Source organism: Nonomuraea sp. NPDC003754 (genome assembly GCF_053605785.1).
The window spans coordinates 53,940-72,239 of record NZ_JBSGJX010000002.1 but is presented as its reverse complement, the minus strand read 5'-3'; the positions used below and the strand labels follow the sequence as shown (position 1 = coordinate 72,239).

The following is an 18,300-nucleotide window of genomic DNA, read 5'->3' as shown; positions in this document are numbered from 1 at the left end:
AATAATTACACGGCTGGGCGCCGGTTGGCCTCGGCGGTGTTCCAGAATCTCGTCAGCGCGGCCGCCGTCGTCTCCGGCGCCTCGACGGCGGGGGAGTGGACGGCGCCCGGCACCACCACGGTCTCGGCGCCGAGCTGTGTGGCCATCGCCGCCTGCGCGCTGGGCGGCCAGCCGTCGTCGTGCTCGCCGAACAGCACGAGCGTGGCCACCTCGATCTGCTTGAGCTCCTCGGTGCGGTCGGGCTGGTCGAGCACCTGCTCGGCCATCGTCGTCAGCGCCGTGGGGTTGTTGGCGAACAGCCGCTTGCGCAGGAAGGCCACGATCTCGTCGGGCACGCCGCCGCCGAGCGCCTCGGGTTCGTAGCGGGTGGTCCACACGTGTTCGAGGCCCAGCTCGGGCAGCTCGCGCATGATGGCCCGGCCCACCCGCTCGCGCGGTCCGACGATGCCCGAGGGCCCGGAGCTCATCAGCGTGAAGGAGGCGAACTTCGTGCGGCCGTCGATGACCGCCTCCCTGGCCACCAGGCCGCCGAAGGAGTGGCCGACCAGGTGGACGAGACCGCCCCCGCCGACGGCCGTCGCGACCGCGTCGACGTCGTTGCCGAGCGCGGGGCAGGTGTAGGCGGCGGCGTCGTCCGGGCCCGGCGTCTCGTACTGTCCGCGCATGTCGATCGCGACGACCTTGCGGTTGGCGGCGGCCAGCGTCTGCAGGACGGCGATGAAGTCTTCCTTGCTGCCGGTCAGGCCCGGCACGAGCAAGGCGGGTAGCCGCTCGATGACGCCGCTGATCGGCGTGGCCTCCAGGGCGGCGAACGAGCCGAGGGGCGTGTCGATCTGCACGGGGGTGACCCCGGGCGGCAAGGACAGGAAGCGCGGCGTACTCACGTAAGGCAACAATACCCAGAGCGCAGGGTGGGAACACGCCGAAATGGCGCATCTACCCAGCTTGACGTGCCAAAAGGCACACGCGGGAAAGCACGAAGGCCGGGGCGCTCCCGTGGTGGGGCGCCCCGGCCTTCGTGGCGTCAGCGGCGCCTGGGGCCGCCCGAGCCGCCACCGGTGCTACGCGGCCGACGCCGCTGCTGCTGGCGCTCGGACGCGGCCGACGGGGCGATCTCGTCGTCGTCGGTCGCCAGGTCGGGCGACTGGAAGATGACCGTGAACGCGTTCGGCGGCACGATCCGCTCGGGCTCCCTGCGCGCAGGGGGCGGCGGCGGGGTGGTAAGGAAGCTCGGCTCCTCGACGGGCGGAGCCGCCTGCTGCTCGGCCACCGAGGCGAGAGCTCCTTCCAGCGCCTCCGAGGAGGCGCCCCTGCGGGTCCTGGTCCGCCTGGACGGCTGGTCGGCGGCGGCCTCGATCTCCTCGGTGGAGATGATGGCAGGGGTGTCGTCGTTCCTGCGGGAGCGCCTGCGCATGGGCTTCTCCTCTGGCGCGATCGTCGATGCGGTGCTTTCGGTGTCCTCGATCAGCCCGGTCGCGGGCGCGCCGGCCGGAGCGGTGGCGACCGCCTCGGTGACAAGCGCGGCGTCGTCCGGCACGGTCGGGACGAGTTCGTCGGCACCGGCCTCCGTGGAGCGGCCGCCCCTGGTGCGGCGACGCTGGCGGGGCGTGCGGGCGGGGCGCGTCTCGCGCTCCTCCCTGTCCTTGCGGCCACGCGAGCGCGAGCGCCCCGTCTCGCCGAGGTCCTCGAGCTCCTCGGCCGCCAGACCTGCCCTGGAGCGGGCGGCGCGCGGCAGCACGCCCTTGGTGCCTTCGGGGATGCCCAGCTCGCTGTAGACGTGGGGCGAGGTGGAGTAGGTCTCCTCCGGCTCCATGAAGTCGAGGCCGAGCATGTTGTTGATCATCTTCCAGCGGGTCAGCTCCTCCCACTCGACGAAGGTGACCGCGGTGCCGGTGCGTCCGGCCCTGCCCGTGCGCCCGATGCGGTGCACGTAGGTCTTGTCGTCGGTGGGGGCGTCGTAGTTGACCACGTGGGTGACGTCGTCGATGTCGATGCCGCGCGCCGCCACGTCGGTGGCGACCAGCACGTCGATCTTGCCGTTGCGGAAGGCGCGCAGCGCCTGCTCGCGCTGGCCCTGCCCGAGGTCGCCGTGGACGGCCGCCACCGCGAAGCCGCGGGTGTCGAGCTGCTCGGCGACCATGTCGCAGGCGCGCTTGGTCTCGCAGAACACCATCGTGAGGCCGCGGCCGTCGGCCTGCAGCAGGCGGCCCACGATCTCGATCTTGTCCATCCGGTGGGTACGCCAGACGAGCTGGCGCACCTGCGGTGTGGCCTCACCCTCGCCGCTCTCCATCTCGGCGCGCACGTGGGTGGGGCGGTTGAGGTACTTGCGCGACAGCGCGACGATCTCGCCCGGCATGGTCGCCGAGAACAGCATCGTCTGCCGCTGGTCGGGGATCAGCTTGAAGATCCGCTCGATGTCGGGAAGGAAGCCCAGGTCGAGCATGCGGTCGGCCTCGTCGAGAACCAGTGTGGTGATCTGCGACAGGTCGAGGTGCTTCTGCTTGACCAGGTCGAGGAGCCGGCCGGGGGTGCCGACGATGACGTCGACGCCCACCTTCAGCGCCTCGATCTGCGGCTCGTAGGCGCGCCCGCCGTACACGGTGAGCACGCGGGAGCCGAGCTTGCCCGCGGCGGTGACCAGGTCCTCGGAGACCTGGACGGCCAGTTCGCGGGTGGGTACGACGACCAGCCCGCGGGGCTTCTTACGGTTCTTGCGCGGCTTGCCGATGCTCTGCAGCATCGCGATGCCGAACGCGTAGGTCTTGCCCGTGCCGGTGCGGGCCTGACCGATGAGGTCCTGACCGGCGAGGGCGAGTGGGAGCGCCATCTCCTGAATGGGGAACGGCGCGACGATGCCCTCGGTCTCGAGGGCATCAGCGATCTCTGGTGTGACTCCGAGGTCTCGGAAAGTCGTCAGCGTGGCCTGCCTCAGTCTCAAATGAAGGCGGGCCTGCCGGGACCATCGGGCCGAAAACATCCCCGTGCCTGGGTCCTCGCGGTAGAGCCTGCCCTCTCGCGTCATCAGCGACCGCAGGCCCGGAAGTGGGGGTTAGCGGGAGCGAATCTCCCGGATTAACACAGTGCGGTCGCACTTTCACAGAGCAGTGTACTCGATACCACAACGCAGGCCGAGATTCATTATGTTCCCGAAGTACGCTGCCTCCATGACAGATTCCCCGGGTGTCGTCGATCTTCTCGGCGTGCTGGCCTACGCCGAGCTCACCGCCTTCCTCCGGCTGGCCGAGGACGCGGCCCAACTGGCCCCCACGCTGACCGACCGGGCCGTGCTGGGCGAGCTGGCGGTGGCCGAGTACGCGCACTTCCAGCTCCTGCGCGACAAACTGGTCTCCCTCGGGGTCGATCCTGACAAGGCGATGTCGCCGTTCGTGGACGCGCTGGACGACTGGCACGCCAACACCGCCCCGGGCGACTGGCTGGAGGCGCTGGTCAAGGCGTATGTCGGCACGGGGATCGCGCTCGACTTCTACCGTGAGGCGGCCAGGCACCTCGACCCGTCCATCGCCGGGCTGGTCGACGAGGTGCTGGCCGACCAGGGCCGGTCGGCGTTCGCGGTGGAGCGGGTGCGGTCGGCGGTCGAGGCCGACCCCGCGCTGGCGGGACGGCTGGCGCTGTGGGCGCGCCGGCTGGTCGGCGAGGCGCTCAGCCAGGGGCAGCGGGTGGCGGCGGCGCGTCCTGAGCTGGCCCTGCTCCTGGTCGAGGCGGTGCCCGACGACCAGGCGGAGATCTCCAGGTTGTTCGCGCGGCTGACCGAGGAGCACGGCAAGCGGATGGCGGCGCTGGGCATCTGACGGCCTCGCGGGGCGGGAGCGCCCGGGCGCCGGGCTTCGCGGTGAGAGAGAGCTGACCGGGTGCGCGCATCGGGCGGCGCGAGAACGCGGACGGTTGTACCGTGCCAGATATGAGGGCCTCGCGCCGCTACAGCAGCTCTATGACCAGATGTGGACCGAATCGCTGGGCCTCGCGCGCCGTACTCCGGCGGGAGAGCGCGGGCTGCCCCACCGGAGAGCCGAGGCGGGAGCACGTTCCCCGGCGGCGGTGGCCACCCCGATGCCGTCTCGGTCTCCAGGCCCGGGAGCCCCGTCCGCGGCCCTGACGTAAGAAGGGGACGCCCAGGGGTACGGCGGCGCCCGCCGTACCCCGACTGTCATGGGGCCGCCCTACATGGTGCCGCCGAAGCCCACCGGCCTCGTCTCGTCCTCGCCGATCTCGACGAACCCGATCGAGATCACCGGGACGATGACACGCCTGCCCTTGACGTCGCTGATGGCGAAGACGCCCCGGTCGGCGGCGAGCGCGTTCCGGATCTCCTCCTCGACCTGATCGGCCGACAGGTCGGTCTCCACAACGATTTCGCGGTGTACGGAGCGTACGCCGATCTTGATTTCCATCGTGCTCCTCTTCAGACGGGCCAGCTCATCCCATCGTCACCCGTCACGGGGGAACGGGAAGCACTGATCGCCCCGAGCGAACGCGGTTAAGCCGTACGCGGAAAACCGCTGATGCCGCGCCAGGCGAGCCTGGCCATGAGCTGTTCGGCGGCGTCCTTGGGGATGGAGCCGTGCTGGGTGATCCAGTAGCGGGCGCTCACCTCGGCCATGCCCACGAGCCCGACGCCGAGCAGGTGCGCCTCCTCGCTGGAGCAGCCGGTGTCCTCCTGGATCACCTGGCTGACCATCTCGGCGCACTCGCGCAGCGACCGCTCGACGCGCTGCCGTACGGGGGCGACGTTGCGCAGGTCGGACTCGAAGACGAGCCTGAAGGCCTCACCCTGGCTGGAGACGAAGTCGAAGAAGGCGCGGAAGGTGGCCTGGACGCGGAGCTTGTTCTCGTTGGTGGAGGCCAGGGCCTCGCGCACCCTGTTGACCATGTCGTCGACGTGGAGGTCGAGCAGGGCGAGGTACAGCTCCAGCTTGCCGGGGAAGTGCTGGTAGAGCACCGGCTTGCTGACCCCGGCACGGTCGGCGATCTCGTCCATGGCCGCCGCGTGGTAGCCGTTCTCCACGAACACTTCCTGCGCGGCGTTCAGCAGCTGGCGCCGGCGGGCGAGTCGGGGCAGCCGGGTGCCCCGGGGCTTGGCGTCCGGGGTTGCTGTCACGCGGGTCTCCTAGGGGACGGATGCTGTGTGCCCGCACATCCTACGCACGGGTAACCAGGTCAGCGGTAGTCATCGTCGTCATCGTCGCCGACGGTGCGGTCCTGTTCGAAGGCGTCGGCCGGGTCCACGTCGAAGGGATGTTCGTGACGGACGTCGAGATCCTCCTCGCGAAGCGTCCTGAGCTGTTCGGCCGCGTCGGCTTCGGGCACCTCGATCGACAGCGTGGGAGGTACCTCGATGGAGAGCTCGGCCTCGTTCTGCGACATTCCCATCCCCCTCTCGTTACCGGACGGCTTCCACCTTACGCCTGGCCGAACAGGTCGCCGTGTTGCTCCACCCTGGCCAGCGCATCGGGCGCGGTGAAGACCAGCTCGTCGGGGTTCCCGCAGTCCTCGACCTCCGTCCAGAGCAGCGGGGTGGAGACCGTCGGGTGCGGTCTGGCACGCAGCGAGTAAGGGGCGACGGTGGTCTTGGCCGGGTTGTTCTGGCTCCAGTCGATGAAGACCTTGCCGGGCCTGAGCTTCTTGGTCATCACGCTGACGATCTGGCGGGGATGTTCCTTCTCCAGGCGCTGGGCGAGCTCGCGGGCGTAGTGGGAGGGCTCGACCCGGTTGTCCCACGCGGCGTACAGCTGCATGCCCTTGTTGCCGCTCGTCTTCGGCCAGGCGGTCAGCCCGTCGGCGGCCAGCGCCTCGCGCAGCAGCACGGCGACCCGGCAGCAGTCGACGATCGTGGCGGGCGGTCCCGGGTCGAGGTCGAGCACCAGCAGGTCGGGCGGGAGCGGCTTGCCGTCCTCGCCGACCTTCCACTGCGGCACGTGCAGTTCGAGCGCGGCCAGGTTGGCGTAGTAGGCGAGCGAGGGGAGGTCCTCGATGACGGCGAAGTCGATGGTCTCGCGGTTCTTGGTGCTGCCCGGCACGGGCAGCGTCACGACGCGCAGCCACGAGGGGGAGTGCTGGGGCGCGTTCTTCTCGAAGAAGAAGCCGTCGTCGACGCCGTTCGGATAGCGCTTCACGGTCAGCGGCCTGTCCCGCAGATGCGGCAGCAGGACGGGGGCGATCCTGGTGTAGTAGTCGATGACCTCGGCCTTGGTGAAGCCGGTCTCGGGGTACAGCACCTTGTCCAGGTTGCTGAGCGTCAGCCGGCGTCCGTCGACCTTGACGGGAACCTTCACAGGGTCACCTCTGCCGGAAGCTTGTCGGGTCGCAGGCCGCGCCACACCGGGTGCCGCAGCCTGCGGTCGTGGGTCCACATCGTGTAGGCCACCTCCCCGACCAGCTCGGGTCTAACCCATCTGGCGCGTCCCGGTACCTCGCCGGAGAAGGGGCTGTGGGGCACCTCGAGCGGTTCGAGGAGCGCCAGCAGGCGCGCCAGCGCCGCGTCGGTGAACCCGGTGCCCACGTGGCCGACGTAGCCGAAGCCCTCGGCGCCGAACATCCCCAGCAGCAGCGACCCGATGCCGCCGGCGCGCCGTCCCTTGCCCGGCTTCCACCCGCCGATCACCACCTCGGCGCTCTCGTGGTGCTTCACCTTGATCCACCACGGGGAGCGCACCCCCGCGCGGTACGGCGAGTCGAGCCGCTTGGCGATCACGCCTTCGAGCCCCTGCTCCAGCGTCGCGGCCAGCAGGTCGGAGTCGCCAGGGAAGCAGGGCGGCGCGCCGATGTCCAGCTCGTCGAGCAGCGCCCTCCGATCCCTGTACGGCAGGTCGAACAGCGGCCGGCCGCCGAGGTGGAGCAGGTCGAAGGGTAAGAAGGTGACCGGCACCCGGTGCACCAGCGCCGGGCTCGGATCGCTGAGGTGCATCCGCCGCTGTAACCGGGAGAACCACGGCCGCCCGTCGGGGCCGAGCGCCACCAGCTCGCCGTCGACGACGGCCTGGCCGAGCCCGAAGCCCGCCGCCGCCCGGCACACCTCGGGATACCTGCTGGTGTAGTCGGTACCGTGCCGGCCCGTCACCCTGCATCCGCCCGCCGCCAGATGGACGAGGGCCCTGATGCCGTCCCACTTCACCTCCAGCCCGTACTCCTCGCGGTCGGCCGGCAACGGCCCTGGTACGGCGAGCATTGGTTCGATCGGATATGGCATCGGATCGCCCATGAGGGGTATGTGCCCATGAGGACAGCCCGCTATTTCTCCTGGAGTGCCCCATGCGCAGCATCTGGAAAGGTGCGATCTCCTTCGGGCTGGTGACGATCCCGGTCAAGCTCTACTCGGCGACGGAGCAGAAAGACGTCACCTTCCACCAGGTGCACCGCGAGGACGGCGGCAGGATCCGTTACAAGCGCGTGTGCACGGTCGACGGTGAGGAAGTGCCCTACTCCGACATCGCCAAGGGGTACGAGCTGCCCACCGGCGAGATCGTCGTGCTCACCGACGAGGACTTCGAGGAGCTGCCGCTCAGCACCTCGCGGCGGATCGACGTGCTGCAGTTCACCCCGGCCGACCAGATCGACCCGATCTACTTCGCCAAGTCCTACTACCTGGAGCCCGACGCGCAGGGCGCCAAGCCGTACGTGCTGCTGCGCGACGCGCTGGAGAACTCCGGACAGGTCGCGGTGGTCAAGGTGGCGCTGCGGCAGCGCGAGTCGCTGGCCACGCTCCGGGTGCGCGAGGGGGTGTTCGTCCTCGAGACGATGCTGTGGCCCGACGAGATCCGCAAGACCGACTTCGGCTTCCTGGAGGAGGACGTGGACGTCCGGCCCCAGGAGCTGAAGATGGCCGAGTCGCTGATCGCCACGATGGTGGCCGACTTCGATCCCGGCGAGTACCGCGACGCCTACCGCGAGGCGCTGCAGCAGGTGATCGAGGCCAAGGTGGCGGGCAAGGAGGTCATCGCCGCTCCCGAGGGCGAGGAGGAGGCGGGCCCGGCCGTCGACCTCATGGCCGCGCTGCGGGCCAGCGTCGAGGCGGCGAAGAAGGAGCGCGGCGCCACCACGAAGAAGGAGCCGAAGAAGAAGGCACGCAAGTCCGCATAGGGTGCTCCATGTCCGTTTCGGGCTGACCACGCGACAAGCGGGTTATCGTCGAGGAAACGGAAGGGGGACGAGCGGTGACCGAACCCATCGCGCGCTGGCCCGGCAGGATGGTCGGCGACGTGCACGTGCGCTCCACGCCTGAGGGCGGCTCCGAGCAGGCGGTGTTCGTGCACGGCCTGGCGGGCTCGGCCACCAACTGGACCGACCTCATGGGAGAGCTGCGCGACCTGGTCACCGGCCACGCCATCGACCTGCCCGGCGCCGGCTACTCGCCCGCGCCCGCCGACGGCGACTACAGCGTCGCCGCCCACGCCGCGGCGGTGATCGGTCTCATGGAGCGGACCGGCCCCGCCCACCTGTTCGGCAACTCGCTCGGCGGGGCCGTCTCGGTGACCGTGGCCGCCACCCGTCCCGACCTGGTGCGCTCGCTCATCCTCATCTCGCCCGCGCTGCCCGACCTGGTCCCCCGGTACGGCCCGGCGCGCGTGGCCGCCTCGGCGACCCCGCGGCTCGGCGAATGGGTGGCCGACCGGCTGCGCTTCGTGCCCGCCGAGCAGCGCGTCAACGCCTCGCTGGCCATGTGCTACGCCGACATCTCCCTGGTGCACCCGGTCAGGCTCCGGGAAGCGGTCGAGGAGCTGCGCAGGCGGGACGGCCTGCCGTACGCGGGCAGCGCGCTGATCGGCTCGGCGCGCGGGATCGTCACGGAGTACTTCAGACGCGGCGAGCGGAACCTGTGGCGGCTGGCGGAGGGGGTGACCGCGCCCACCCTGATCATCCACGGCCGCAAGGACCGGCTCGTCCGGCCCGCCATGGCCAGACGGGCGCTCAGGGCGTTCCCTCAGGTCAGGCTCGTCCTGCTGCGTGACGCCGGGCACGTCGCCCAGATGGAGGCGCCCGGGGCGGTCGCCGTGGAGGCCCGCCGTCTGATCCGTGAGACGCGATTGGGGAATGCCCCACTCCCGAGCTAGGTTTCAGTGGAGATAGGACCCCTAATCGGGAGCGTAGAACTGTGTCGTTGCCACCTCTGGTCGAGCCGGCCGCCGAGCTGACCGTCGATGAAGTGCGCCGCTACTCGCGCCACCTGATCATTCCCGACGTGGGCATGGCCGGGCAGAAGCGGCTGAAGAACGCCAAGGTGCTGTGTGTGGGCGCGGGCGGCCTCGGCTCGCCGGCGCTGATGTACCTCGCCGCGGCGGGCGTCGGCACGCTGGGCATCATCGACTTCGACGTCGTCGACGAGTCCAATCTCCAGCGTCAGATCATCCACGGTCAGTCCGACGTGGGCCGGCCCAAGGCCGAGAGCGCCGCGGCGACGGTCCGCGAGATCAACCCGCTCGTCGAGGTCGTCATCCACAACACCGCGCTGTCGACCGAGAACGTGATGGAGATCTTCTCCGGCTACGACCTCATCGTCGACGGCACCGACAACTTCGCCACGCGGTACATGGTCAACGACGCGGCGGTGCTGCTGGGCAAGCCGTACGTCTGGGGCTCGATCTACCGCTTCGACGGCCAGGCCAGCGTGTTCTGGGCCGAGCACGGCCCGTGCTACCGCTGCCTCTACCCCGAGCCCCCGCCCCCCGGCATGGTGCCCTCGTGCGCCGAGGGCGGCGTGCTCGGCGTGCTGTGCGCGTCGATCGGCTCGATCCAGGTCAACGAGGCCATCAAGCTGCTCACCGGCATCGGCGACCCGCTCGTCGGGCGGCTGATGATCTACGACGCCCTGGAGATGAAGTACCGCGACGTCAAGGTCCGCAAGGACCCCGAGTGCGTGCTGTGCGGCAAGAACCCGACGGTCACCGCGCTGCTCGACGACTACGAGGCGTTCTGCGGCACGATCTCCGACGAAGCGGCCGAGGCGGCCTCGGGCTCGACGATCACCGCGCAGGAGCTCAAGGCGATGCAGGACGGCGGGGAGAACATCTTCCTCATCGACGTCCGCGAGCCGAACGAGTACGAGATCGTCTCCATCCCGGGCGCGACGCTGATCCCCAAGGGCGAGTTCCTGAACGGGTCGGCCCTGGAGAAGCTGCCCCAGGACAAGCGCATCGTCCTGCACTGCAAGTCGGGCGCCCGCTCGGCCGAGGCGCTGGCCGTCGTGAAGAACGCCGGCTTCTCCGACGCGGTGCACGTCGGCGGCGGCGTGCTGAGCTGGGTCAAGACCGTCGACCCCAGCCTTCCCACGTACTAGCGGCCGGGCCGCGCGACCGGGGACACCGCGCCGCGGTGTCCCCGGTCCCGTTCACGGCACGGTGCGGCCCGACTGGGCGAGCGGCCTCGAGCGCGCTCGCGTGCTTCGACTGCCTCCTCCGAGGCCGCGGGCAGCGAGACGATCCGGAGTCTTGCAGGGACGCGTATGACAGGGTTGAGGGGATGTCGCCGGGCGCTCCGCATTAAGGTCGAGTTGTGAGCAACCGACGAGCATGGCCGTCGCTGGTCGTGACGTCCGCGTTGGCGCTGATCTGCGCAATCACCGCGGGCGTCGCGGCGAGCGCGTCCGGCGCGGAGCTCACCAGAGGGCCCACGCAGGCCGAGCTCGAGAACGCCGCCGAACGCGAGGTCGCCGAACGGTGGCACAGCTGGCCGGCAGGCAAGATCTTCCCGGCCACCCTGCCCTACATCGCCGAGCAGGGCGGCCAGGAGCGAGCGCGCCGCGTGGGCATCGCCCGCTCGACCGGCTGCGCCGGCGCGGTCGACACGAAGGCGGCCGCCGCGCTGCGCAAGGCCGGATGCAGGGGCGTGCTCAGGGCCACCTACCTCGACGCGCTGCAGGGCGTCGTGGTGACCGTGGGCGTGGTCGCGCTGCCCGACGAGCTGCGTGCCGTACGGGCCAAGAAGGTCTTTCCCATCTCGGGGCGGCCGGTGCCGGGGCTGCGGCCCGTGGCGTTCGAGGGAACCGTGACCGACCGGTTCACCGCGCAGGGACGCCAGGCAGGCTCCGTACGGCAGGCCGGCCCCTACCTCGTGCTGACGACCGCGGGCCAGGTGGACGGCAGGCCCGCGCGAGCCGTCGGCGAGCAGCGGCCCGCCGTGTTCGCCTTCGCCGCCGACCTCGGCGAGCGCGTGCTGGCCGAGCTGAGCACGCCGCGGGTGCCGCAGTGCGGGGCCAAGGGGTGGCGATGCTGAGGCGGCTGGGCGTCGCCGTGGCGCTGGCCCTGCTGGTGGCGCCGGTCGCGCACGCCGACAGCGTGCGAGACAGCCAGCAGCAGGTGATCGACACGCTGCGACTGCCGGAGGCGTGGCGGACCAGCAAGGGAGCGGGCGTGCTGGTGGCCGTCCTCGACTCGGGGGTCGATCCCGCCCACCACGACCTGGCCGGTTCGGTGACGGTCGGCGCCGACTTCACCAAGGGCGCCAACCCGCCGAACGTGCAGCCGCTGCGGCTGCACGGCACCTACATGGCCTCCCTCATCGCGGGGCACGGCCACGGGCAGGGCAACGGCGACGGCGTCATCGGCGTCGCCCCGCGCGCCAGGATCCTGTCGGTCAGGGTGATCCTCGAGGACGAGGAGCCGGGGTTCGGCGAGTTCAACACCGCCAAGCGCTACGAGGACGTGGTGGCCAAGGGCATCCGCTACGCCGTCGACCAGGGCGCGCAGGTGGTCAACATGTCGATCTCCAAGGAACTCGCCACCCAGCAGGAGCGCGAGGCGATCCGCTACGCGATCTCCAAGGGCGTCGTGCTGGTGGCGGCGGCGGGCAACGAGGGCGCGCGCAAGCCCGAGGCCAGCGGGTACGCCCCCTACTCCTACCCGGCGGCCTTCCCCGGGGTGGTCTCGGTGGCGGCGACCGACCGGGGGCTGCGCCGGGCGTCGTTCTCCAACTGGAACCCCTCGGTGTTGCTGGCCGCGCCCGGTGTCGACATCCTGGGCGCGGGGCCGGGCAACGAGTACTGGGTGGGCAAGGGCACCTCGCAGGCCAGCGCCCTGGTCTCGGGTGTCGCCGCGCTGATCAAGGCCAGGTATCCGCGGATGTCGCCGGCCCTGGTGTCGCAGGCCATGACGCTGAGCGCGTCCAGGCGCCCGTCCGGGGGCTACGACACGGGCACGGGCTTCGGCGTGGTCGACGCGGCCGGAGCGCTCGCCGAGGCGGGAAGGCTGGCCGGCCACACGCACACGGCCCGAGGGAAGGACGCCTACGATCCGGACCGGCCGCTCGGCAGGGCCGCCGCGCCCATCCAGGTGATCCACCGGGATCATCGCCGGATCGTGGTCTTCGGTTCCATCGCGGCGGCCGCGGCGGTGGTGGCGCTCGCCGCCGTGCTGGTGATGGCCGCACTGGTCAAGCGGACGCGCAGGGCAGACCATCACCAAGAGGCATGATCCGCGTCCGTAGGGGGACGAATTACCTATGAGAAACGCACAAAAGGGGCCGTCACCGCCAGGGTGAGCTCACGTTTCTCCTGGGCGAGAACCAAGAATGAGTGAGGAGCGGTGGGGGACACGTCAGGGAGGGCACGCAGGCGGCCCGTGTCCGGGCTACCTCGATCGGGACAGCCTGCGCGGAGCGGATCGCCGCTCGGCGCCTCTGTGACCCGGCGCTCCCGCGTGCGCTCGTGGCCCTCGGCCACCGGCCGCAGGGACGGGCAGGCGGCGAAGGACCTGGCCGAGCTCGCGGCGTTGGCCCGCGGCGTCAGGTTCCGCACGATGTTCCTCGGCCTGCTGGGCGCGATCGTGACGCTGTCCGCCGTGGTGGTCCTGCTCGGCACCACGGGCCTGTTCGCCGAGTCCAGGTCGCGCCCGCTGACCGCCGCCGAGCAGACCCGGTACAAGCAGGAGGAGGTCGCCCGGCGCTGGCAGGCGTGGCCTGCCACGGGAGTCTTCCCCGAGGAGGTCGCCTACCAGGGCCTCGACCAGGCCCAGCAGTACGCCAGGAGGGTCGGCATCGCGCCCGAGGCCGGGTGCTCGGCGGCGACCGACAGGGCCGTGGCCAGGGTGCTCGAAGAGCACGGCTGCCTGACCGTGCTGCGCGCCACCTACGTCGACCAGAGCGCCATGTTCGTCTTCACCGTGGGCGTCGCGGTGCTGCGGGACGAGGAGTCGAGGGCGGCGGCGACCGAGGAACTGACGATCGACGACCGCGTGGGCGTGCTGCCCGTCGCCTTCCCCGGCACCGTGGCCGAGCGGTTCGGGCTCGACCAGCGCCAGCGCAACGGCTGGGTGGGCGCGGGGCCGTACATCGTCTTCTCCGCCGCCGGCTACACCGACGGCCGCACCCGCGCCGCCATCCCCGCCGAGGAGATCCTGCACAGCGAGCTGTGGTCCGCGGCCAAGTCCGTGAGCGGCCAGATCGCCTACTTCCTCGCCGAACCGCCCAAGGTTCCGCGCTGCACCCAGGGGAACGCGTGCTGACGGTCGTGCGGTCGCTGCTCGCGGCCATCCTGGTCCTGTACGGCACAGCGGCGCCCCCCGAGCGCGAGCAGCAGCGCTGGGTGCTGACCGCGATCAACGCCGAGCAGGCCTGGCCGGTGAGCAAGGGCGCGGGCGTCACCGTGGCGGTGATCGACAGCGCCGTCGCGCCCGGCACGACCGGCCTCAAGGGCAAGGTCACCGTCGCCCCCGACATGTCGTCGCCGACGCTGGAAACGACAGCAGCCGTCCCCGGCGAGCACGGCACCGCGATGGCGGGGCTGATCGCCGCCTCAGGGGACAGGGGCGGCTTCATCGGGGTCGCCCCTCGGGCCCGGATCCTGTCGGTCCCGATCACCGTGGACGAGACGCTGGGCGGCGACGTCGTCCCGCCCCAGGAGGATCTGCTGATGAGCAGGGAGAGCCCGCTGGCCAGGGCGATCCGTTACTCCGTCGACCACGGCGCCAAGGTCATCAGCATGTCGATCGGCACGTACGGCGTGCAGAGGTCCGAGCGCGAGGCCGTCGCCTACGCCCTGGACAGGGGTGTGGTGCTCGTCGCCGCCGTGGGCAACGACGGCGAGACCGCCTACGCCAGGGCCAACAGCACCTCCTACTGGACCTTCCCGGCCGGGTACCCGGGTGTGATCGGCGTGTCGGCGGTCGACCGGCAGGGCAGGCGGGCCGCCTTCAGCAGCGACAACGCCTCCGTCATGATCGCGGCGCCGGGCGTGGACGTGCCCGTGCTCAGGAAGAACGGCGCGCTCGGCTCCGGCAAGGGCACCAGCGTGGCCGCGGCGCTGGTGGCGGGGGTCGCCGCGCTGGTCAAGTCGCGGTACCCGAACCTGCCGCCCAGCACGGTCACGCAGGCCATCACCAGCAGCGCCCGTGCCCGGCCGTCCGCCGGCTACGACGACAAGGTGGGTTTCGGCGTGGTCGACGCGGCCGCGGCGCTCGACCGGGCGGGAGAGCTGTCCGGCCGGCAGCGCGGCGTGCCCGTGCCCGACGACAAGCACTTCGGCGCGGGGAAGAAGGCGCCGCTGCCCTCCCCGCCTGGGCCGAGCCCGTGGCGGATGTGGCTGTTCGGCTCGGGCGTGGTGATCGGGCTCATCGCCTTCGGCGGCGCCGTCATGCTGCTGAGCCAGCGCAACAAAGGACGATGAAACGGGCTTTTCTGTCATAGATTTCGCAAGGTGCCCCAGGACCTGTGGGGATCATGAGTATGCTCCCGCCTCATGAGCTACGAGCTGCACGTGGAGCGTGAGTCTCCGCTCGCCTTCGCCGAGCTCGCGAGAGCGATAGCGCCCGCCGGGTTCTCGCTGCGCGAACCCGGGGAGATCCTGGCCGGGAACGAGCACCACCCCGTCGCGCGCTGGCGCGACCGCGTCGTCGGCACGCCCGCCTCCGACTGGGACGTCGCCCAGCTCGTCCGGCTGGCCGCGGTCCTCGGCGGCCGGCTGCGCGGCGAGGACGGCGAGCACTACTACCTGCGTGACGGCGTCATCGAGGTCGACGGTGACGCCATCGGCAAACTCGACGAGATCCTCGCCGCAGGGCCCGCCGCGTGGTGACACCGTACGGCGAGCGGGTGCTCGACCTCGTCGAACGCATCCCGCCCGGGCAGGTCATGTCCTACGGCGACATCGCCGAGTATCTCGGTGAGGGCGGGCCGCGGCAGGTGGGCACCGTGATGTCGACGTGGGGCGGCGGCGTGCCGTGGTGGCGCGTCGTGCACGCCGACGGAACCGCCGCATCCGGCCTGGTCGACCGGGCACTGCCGCACTGGCGGGAGGAGGGCACGCCGCTGCGTGGCGAACGCGTGGACATGCGCGATGCCCGATGGCTGCCTACAGAGGACTTTCAGGAACCAACTGACCTGGCATGACACCCTTTTTGCGGATTTACGGTATGTGACGCGCATTACCATAGCGAGGGACTGCCCACCGTTCCCGGGTCCGAAAGGCGGTGCCCTTCATGGCCACCCCAACCGGCGATGTCGTCGCCGAGCGCCTGAAGGTTGTCCAGGACCTCTGTGACCGGGGGGAGCCGCTCGACGCGATCATGCGGACCGTCCGGGCAGGAGGCCTGCCGGCCACCGAACGACGCGCGTTCGACGCCGCGGTGCTCAGCGGCTCGCTCGGGCCGCGCTTCGACCAGGCCGTCAAGCGCGGCGCCGCCCGCAGGCGCGAGCTGGTCAACCTGTTCAAGCCCTACCTGGCCGAGGTCGACGCCGAGGTCAAGCGTGCACTGCCCGTCGAGCGCCGCCTCGCCTACCACCTCGTCGAGCACCGTCCCGACGCGGAGCTGATCGACGGCGACACCCTCACCAAGGTCGTCACGGCCGCCGCCGAGCCGTCCAAGCGCATCCGCAGGGGCCTGCGCTGGTACGCCGACCTGCCGTTCGCCGACGAGCTGCCCGCCGACCTCTACCGCCTGCGCCGCTCCGACCTGGTGCCGGTCACCCAGATCGACGACATCGTCTGGGAGAACGGCCGGCTGCGCGTCGACGGCTACGCCTACCTGGCCGGCCTGTCCGTGCGCAGCCGCCGCTTCAACCGGGCCACCGTCGTGCTGCGCGGTCCCCGCTGGCTGCCGCCCGTCCGCATGCGCACCCGCCGCACGCTCGCCCCCGAGGCCACCCACGCCGCGCGGGAGCCGGGCTGCAACTACGACTGGTCCGGCTTCACCGCCACCCTCAGCCCGTGGCCGCTGCGCTGGCGCGCCTCGCTGCGCGCCGTCGTGTCGGCGGTGCGGCGCAAGATGCGCCACCGGCCCGCCGTCCAGGACACCACCACCTGGCGGGCCGAGATCGTCTTCTGGTCGCGCGGCGCGCGGGCCACCGGCCTGCTGCGCGGCGCCTCCCTCGGCAGGACCGAACGGCCCGCCGGGCTGCGCGTCAAGCCGCGCTGGTGGGTGCGTCCCGTGTGGACCTCCGACCGGGCGCTCCAGGTCGTGCTCCAGCCGAACCGGGCCGAGCTGACCGGGGTCCGGCTCGACGGCGAGCGTCTCGAACTGACCGTCTTCCTGCCCGGACGCACCTGCACCAAGGGCCACGCCAGGCTGGGCGGCCACCGCATGGCGGCCGAGTTCCACCCCGTCGAGGGCGGCACCAACGTCACCGTGGCGCTGGCCGTACCGGCTCTGCTGCAGGAGAAGGACGGCCGGAGGCTGTGGGTCGAGCCCAAGGGCGACCCGGCGGCCTCGGTCATGCTCGGAGACTCCCTGGAGGAGACCAGGGCCACCGTCGGCGACAGGGAGATCACCGTGCTCGGCGACCGGCGCGACCGCGTCGTCGTCTCCGCGCACCGGATCAGGCCCGTCATCACCTCCGCCACCTGGGACGGACCCGTCCTCGAACTGCGCGGCGAGTACCCGGACGCCGAAGGGCCCCGTCGCCTGTCGATGCGGCACCGCTCGGGGCTGATGTTCCACGCGGACATGACCCGCACGGGCCACCAGTTCACGGTACGGCTGACGCCGTCGGAGACGGAGCGGTTCGGCGAGCGGATCCCGATGCCCTCCGGCACCTGGAACCTGTCCGTGCGCCACCCCACGGGCGAGATCGTCCCCGCGCGCATGGCCCACGGCGCGCTGCCCACCCTCGACGAGACGTGGCACTCCTTCTCCGGACGCGGCTACCGGTTCGTCTCCACCCGCTTCGACGTGCCCGTGCTGATGGCCGAGGAGACCCGGCCGGCCGACGAGAAGGGCGTGGCGGGCACCCACGTGCTGCGCCGCGTGTTCTACCCGGCCCAGCGCGGCGAGCCGATCCAGGAGACGACCGTCTACGTCGTCAACGACGGCCGCCACTACGCCGACAGCGTCCGCGCCATCTACGAGGAGCGGCTGCGCCGCGGCGACGACCGCGAGCACATCTGGGTCGTCAAGGACGGCGCCTTCGTCCCGCCCGGCCCCGCCACCGTCGTCCGCGCGGGCAGCAGGGAGCACCACGCCGCGCTGGCACGTTCCCGACACATCGTGACCAACGCCTTCCTGCCTGCCTGGTTCAGGGCGCGCGAGGACCAGGTGGTCCTGCAGACCTGGCACGGCACGCCGGCCAAGCGCATCGGCAACGACCTGCCCCACATGTCGCGCGACCCGCGCCCGCCCGTCTGGCACCGGCAGGCCGCCGAGGTCCGCGGCTGGGACGTGCTGCTGTCGCAGTCGCCGTGGGCCACGCCCGTCCTGCGGGAGGCGTTCGGCTACAAGGGCGAGGTGCTGGAGAGCGGGCTGCCGCGCAACGACGTCCTCACCTCGCCCGACAGGGAGGTTCTCGCGGCGGCCATACGGCGGCGCCTCGGCCTGGCCGAAGGCAAGAAGGTCGTGCTGTACGCGCCCACCTGGCGCGACTACGACAGGAAGAACAGCGCCATCAAGCTGGACCTGTCGCTGGCCAGGGCCGAACTCGGAGCCGACCACGAACTCCTGGTGAGGGCGCACCCGATGCAGGCCATGCCGGTCGTGCCCGCGGACGTCGCCCACGACGTCACCACCTACCCCGACATGTCCGACCTGCTGCTGGTGGCGGACGTGCTGGTCACGGACTACTCCTCGTCGATGTTCGACTTCGTGGCCACCGGGCGGCCGATCGTGTTCCTCGCCTACGACCTGGACAAGTACGCGGCGAAGCGCGGGCTGTACCTGGACCTCGCCGAGCAGGCACCCGGACCGGTGCTGTCGCGGTCGGCCGAGGTGGTGGAGGCGCTGCGGTCGATCGACACGGTGGCGGCGGCGCACGCTGACCGGTACGAGGCGTTCAGGGCCACGTACGCCCCCCGAGACGACGGCAAGGCCACGGCCCGCGTCGTCGATCACCTGTTCTCGTAGGGTTCCCGCGGAAGGGCCTTGGGCA

At 71.2% G+C, this 18,300-nt stretch carries 18 protein-coding genes; 11 read left to right on the top strand and 7 right to left on the bottom strand.

Annotation, left to right across the window (positions count from 1 at the left end; translation table 11 throughout):
• Positions 1 to 5 precede the first annotated feature (5 nt).
• Positions 6 to 884 (bottom strand): alpha/beta fold hydrolase, encoded by an 879-nt coding sequence (locus ACWEVS_RS02935; RefSeq protein ID WP_452549636.1) that lies wholly within the window; start codon positions 882 to 884, stop codon positions 6 to 8.
• A 140-nt stretch (positions 885 to 1,024) separates the two neighbouring features.
• Positions 1,025 to 2,830 carry a DEAD/DEAH box helicase gene (locus tag ACWEVS_RS02930; RefSeq protein ID WP_452415883.1) on the bottom strand — a complete coding sequence of 602 codons (1,806 nt, stop codon included), beginning with the start codon at positions 2,828 to 2,830 and terminating at the stop codon, positions 1,025 to 1,027.
• 337 nt (positions 2,831 to 3,167) lie between these two features.
• Between ACWEVS_RS02930 and ACWEVS_RS02925 the strand changes: the two genes are divergently transcribed.
• Positions 3,168 to 3,812, top strand: coding sequence for a ferritin-like fold-containing protein (locus tag ACWEVS_RS02925; protein ID WP_354905890.1), 645 nt, complete (start codon positions 3,168 to 3,170; stop codon positions 3,810 to 3,812).
• A gap of 369 nt (positions 3,813 to 4,181) precedes the next feature.
• Here ACWEVS_RS02925 and ACWEVS_RS02920 read toward each other — a convergent pair whose 3' ends face one another.
• The 5 genes from ACWEVS_RS02920 to ligD (ACWEVS_RS02900) all read right to left on the bottom strand — a co-directional run bounded on the left by ACWEVS_RS02920 (position 4,182) and on the right by ligD (ACWEVS_RS02900) (position 7,186).
• Complete coding sequence (locus tag ACWEVS_RS02920; protein ID WP_354905892.1) at positions 4,182 to 4,412, bottom strand: DUF3107 domain-containing protein; 231 nt, start codon at positions 4,410 to 4,412, stop codon at positions 4,182 to 4,184.
• An 86-nt stretch (positions 4,413 to 4,498) separates the two neighbouring features.
• Entirely contained in the window at positions 4,499 to 5,119 is a 621-nt protein-coding gene (locus ACWEVS_RS02915) for a TetR/AcrR family transcriptional regulator (RefSeq protein WP_449917703.1), read from the bottom strand.
• 59 nt (positions 5,120 to 5,178) lie between these two features.
• The gene (locus tag ACWEVS_RS02910; RefSeq protein WP_452415885.1) at positions 5,179 to 5,385 is read right to left on the bottom strand and encodes a hypothetical protein; all 207 of its coding nucleotides are present in this window, start codon (positions 5,383 to 5,385) and stop codon (positions 5,179 to 5,181) included.
• A gap of 35 nt (positions 5,386 to 5,420) precedes the next feature.
• Positions 5,421 to 6,293 carry a non-homologous end-joining DNA ligase gene (gene ligD / locus ACWEVS_RS02905; RefSeq protein ID WP_449917698.1) on the bottom strand — a complete coding sequence of 291 codons (873 nt, stop codon included), beginning with the start codon at positions 6,291 to 6,293 and terminating at the stop codon, positions 5,421 to 5,423.
• Positions 6,290 to 7,186 (bottom strand): non-homologous end-joining DNA ligase, encoded by an 897-nt coding sequence (gene ligD, locus ACWEVS_RS02900; protein ID WP_452549634.1) that lies wholly within the window; start codon positions 7,184 to 7,186, stop codon positions 6,290 to 6,292. The genes ligD (ACWEVS_RS02905) and ligD (ACWEVS_RS02900) overlap by 4 nt, the downstream gene beginning before the upstream one ends.
• A gap of 83 nt (positions 7,187 to 7,269) precedes the next feature.
• Here ligD (ACWEVS_RS02900) and ku point away from each other — a divergent pair, with 83 nt between their 5' ends.
• The 10 genes from ku to ACWEVS_RS02850 all read left to right on the top strand — a co-directional run bounded on the left by ku (position 7,270) and on the right by ACWEVS_RS02850 (position 18,275).
• A complete protein-coding gene (ku, locus tag ACWEVS_RS02895) occupies positions 7,270 to 8,097 on the top strand; it encodes a non-homologous end joining protein Ku (protein ID WP_449917694.1) in 828 nt (275 codons plus the stop codon).
• Between the two features lie 74 nt (positions 8,098 to 8,171).
• Positions 8,172 to 9,068 (top strand): alpha/beta fold hydrolase, encoded by an 897-nt coding sequence (locus ACWEVS_RS02890; RefSeq protein WP_452549633.1) that lies wholly within the window; start codon positions 8,172 to 8,174, stop codon positions 9,066 to 9,068.
• A 41-nt stretch (positions 9,069 to 9,109) separates the two neighbouring features.
• Positions 9,110 to 10,291, top strand: a complete 1,182-nt coding sequence (moeZ, locus tag ACWEVS_RS02885) for an adenylyltransferase/sulfurtransferase MoeZ (RefSeq protein WP_449917691.1) — start codon at positions 9,110 to 9,112, stop codon at positions 10,289 to 10,291.
• Between the two features lie 215 nt (positions 10,292 to 10,506).
• Positions 10,507 to 11,226, top strand: a complete 720-nt coding sequence (locus ACWEVS_RS02880; RefSeq protein WP_452415892.1) for a hypothetical protein — start codon at positions 10,507 to 10,509, stop codon at positions 11,224 to 11,226.
• Positions 11,220 to 12,422, top strand: a complete 1,203-nt coding sequence (locus ACWEVS_RS02875; protein ID WP_449917686.1) for a S8 family serine peptidase — start codon at positions 11,220 to 11,222, stop codon at positions 12,420 to 12,422. The genes ACWEVS_RS02880 and ACWEVS_RS02875 overlap by 7 nt, the downstream gene beginning before the upstream one ends.
• Positions 12,423 to 12,629: 207 nt before the next feature.
• The gene (locus tag ACWEVS_RS02870) at positions 12,630 to 13,451 is read left to right on the top strand and encodes a hypothetical protein (protein WP_452549631.1); all 822 of its coding nucleotides are present in this window, start codon (positions 12,630 to 12,632) and stop codon (positions 13,449 to 13,451) included.
• Complete coding sequence (locus ACWEVS_RS02865; RefSeq protein WP_354905907.1) at positions 13,445 to 14,611, top strand: S8 family serine peptidase; 1,167 nt, start codon at positions 13,445 to 13,447, stop codon at positions 14,609 to 14,611. Before ACWEVS_RS02870 ends, ACWEVS_RS02865 begins: the two co-directional genes overlap by 7 nt.
• Before the next feature lie 72 nt (positions 14,612 to 14,683).
• Positions 14,684 to 15,019: a hypothetical protein gene (locus tag ACWEVS_RS02860; RefSeq protein WP_354905909.1), complete on the top strand. Its 336-nt coding sequence runs from the start codon at positions 14,684 to 14,686 to the stop codon at positions 15,017 to 15,019.
• A complete protein-coding gene (locus ACWEVS_RS02855; RefSeq protein WP_354905911.1) occupies positions 15,013 to 15,333 on the top strand; it encodes an MGMT family protein in 321 nt (106 codons plus the stop codon). Before ACWEVS_RS02860 ends, ACWEVS_RS02855 begins: the two co-directional genes overlap by 7 nt.
• Positions 15,334 to 15,422: 89 nt before the next feature.
• Complete coding sequence (locus ACWEVS_RS02850; protein ID WP_452549629.1) at positions 15,423 to 18,275, top strand: CDP-glycerol glycerophosphotransferase family protein; 2,853 nt, start codon at positions 15,423 to 15,425, stop codon at positions 18,273 to 18,275.
• The last annotated feature ends 25 nt before the right edge of the window (positions 18,276 to 18,300 follow it).

Bases quoted from the DNA above. Each gene is read 5' to 3' on its own strand.
- ACWEVS_RS02910 (WP_452415885.1), bottom strand. From the start codon at position 5,385: ATGTCGCAGAACGAGGCCGAGCTCTCCATCGAGGTACCTCCCACGCTG.
- ligD (WP_452549634.1), bottom strand. From the start codon at position 7,186: ATGCTCGCCGTACCAGGGCCGTTGCCGGCCGACCGCGAGGAGTACGGG.
- ACWEVS_RS02925 (WP_354905890.1), top strand. From the start codon at position 3,168: ATGACAGATTCCCCGGGTGTCGTCGATCTTCTCGGCGTGCTGGCCTAC.
- ACWEVS_RS02920 (WP_354905892.1), bottom strand. From the start codon at position 4,412: ATGGAAATCAAGATCGGCGTACGCTCCGTACACCGCGAAATCGTTGTG.
- ACWEVS_RS02930 (WP_452415883.1), bottom strand. From the start codon at position 2,830: ATGGCGCTCCCACTCGCCCTCGCCGGTCAGGACCTCATCGGTCAGGCC.
- ACWEVS_RS02860 (WP_354905909.1), top strand. From the start codon at position 14,684: ATGAGCTACGAGCTGCACGTGGAGCGTGAGTCTCCGCTCGCCTTCGCC.
- ku (WP_449917694.1), top strand. From the start codon at position 7,270: ATGCGCAGCATCTGGAAAGGTGCGATCTCCTTCGGGCTGGTGACGATC.
- ACWEVS_RS02850 (WP_452549629.1), top strand. From the start codon at position 15,423: ATGGCCACCCCAACCGGCGATGTCGTCGCCGAGCGCCTGAAGGTTGTC.
- ACWEVS_RS02875 (WP_449917686.1), top strand. From the start codon at position 11,220: ATGCTGAGGCGGCTGGGCGTCGCCGTGGCGCTGGCCCTGCTGGTGGCG.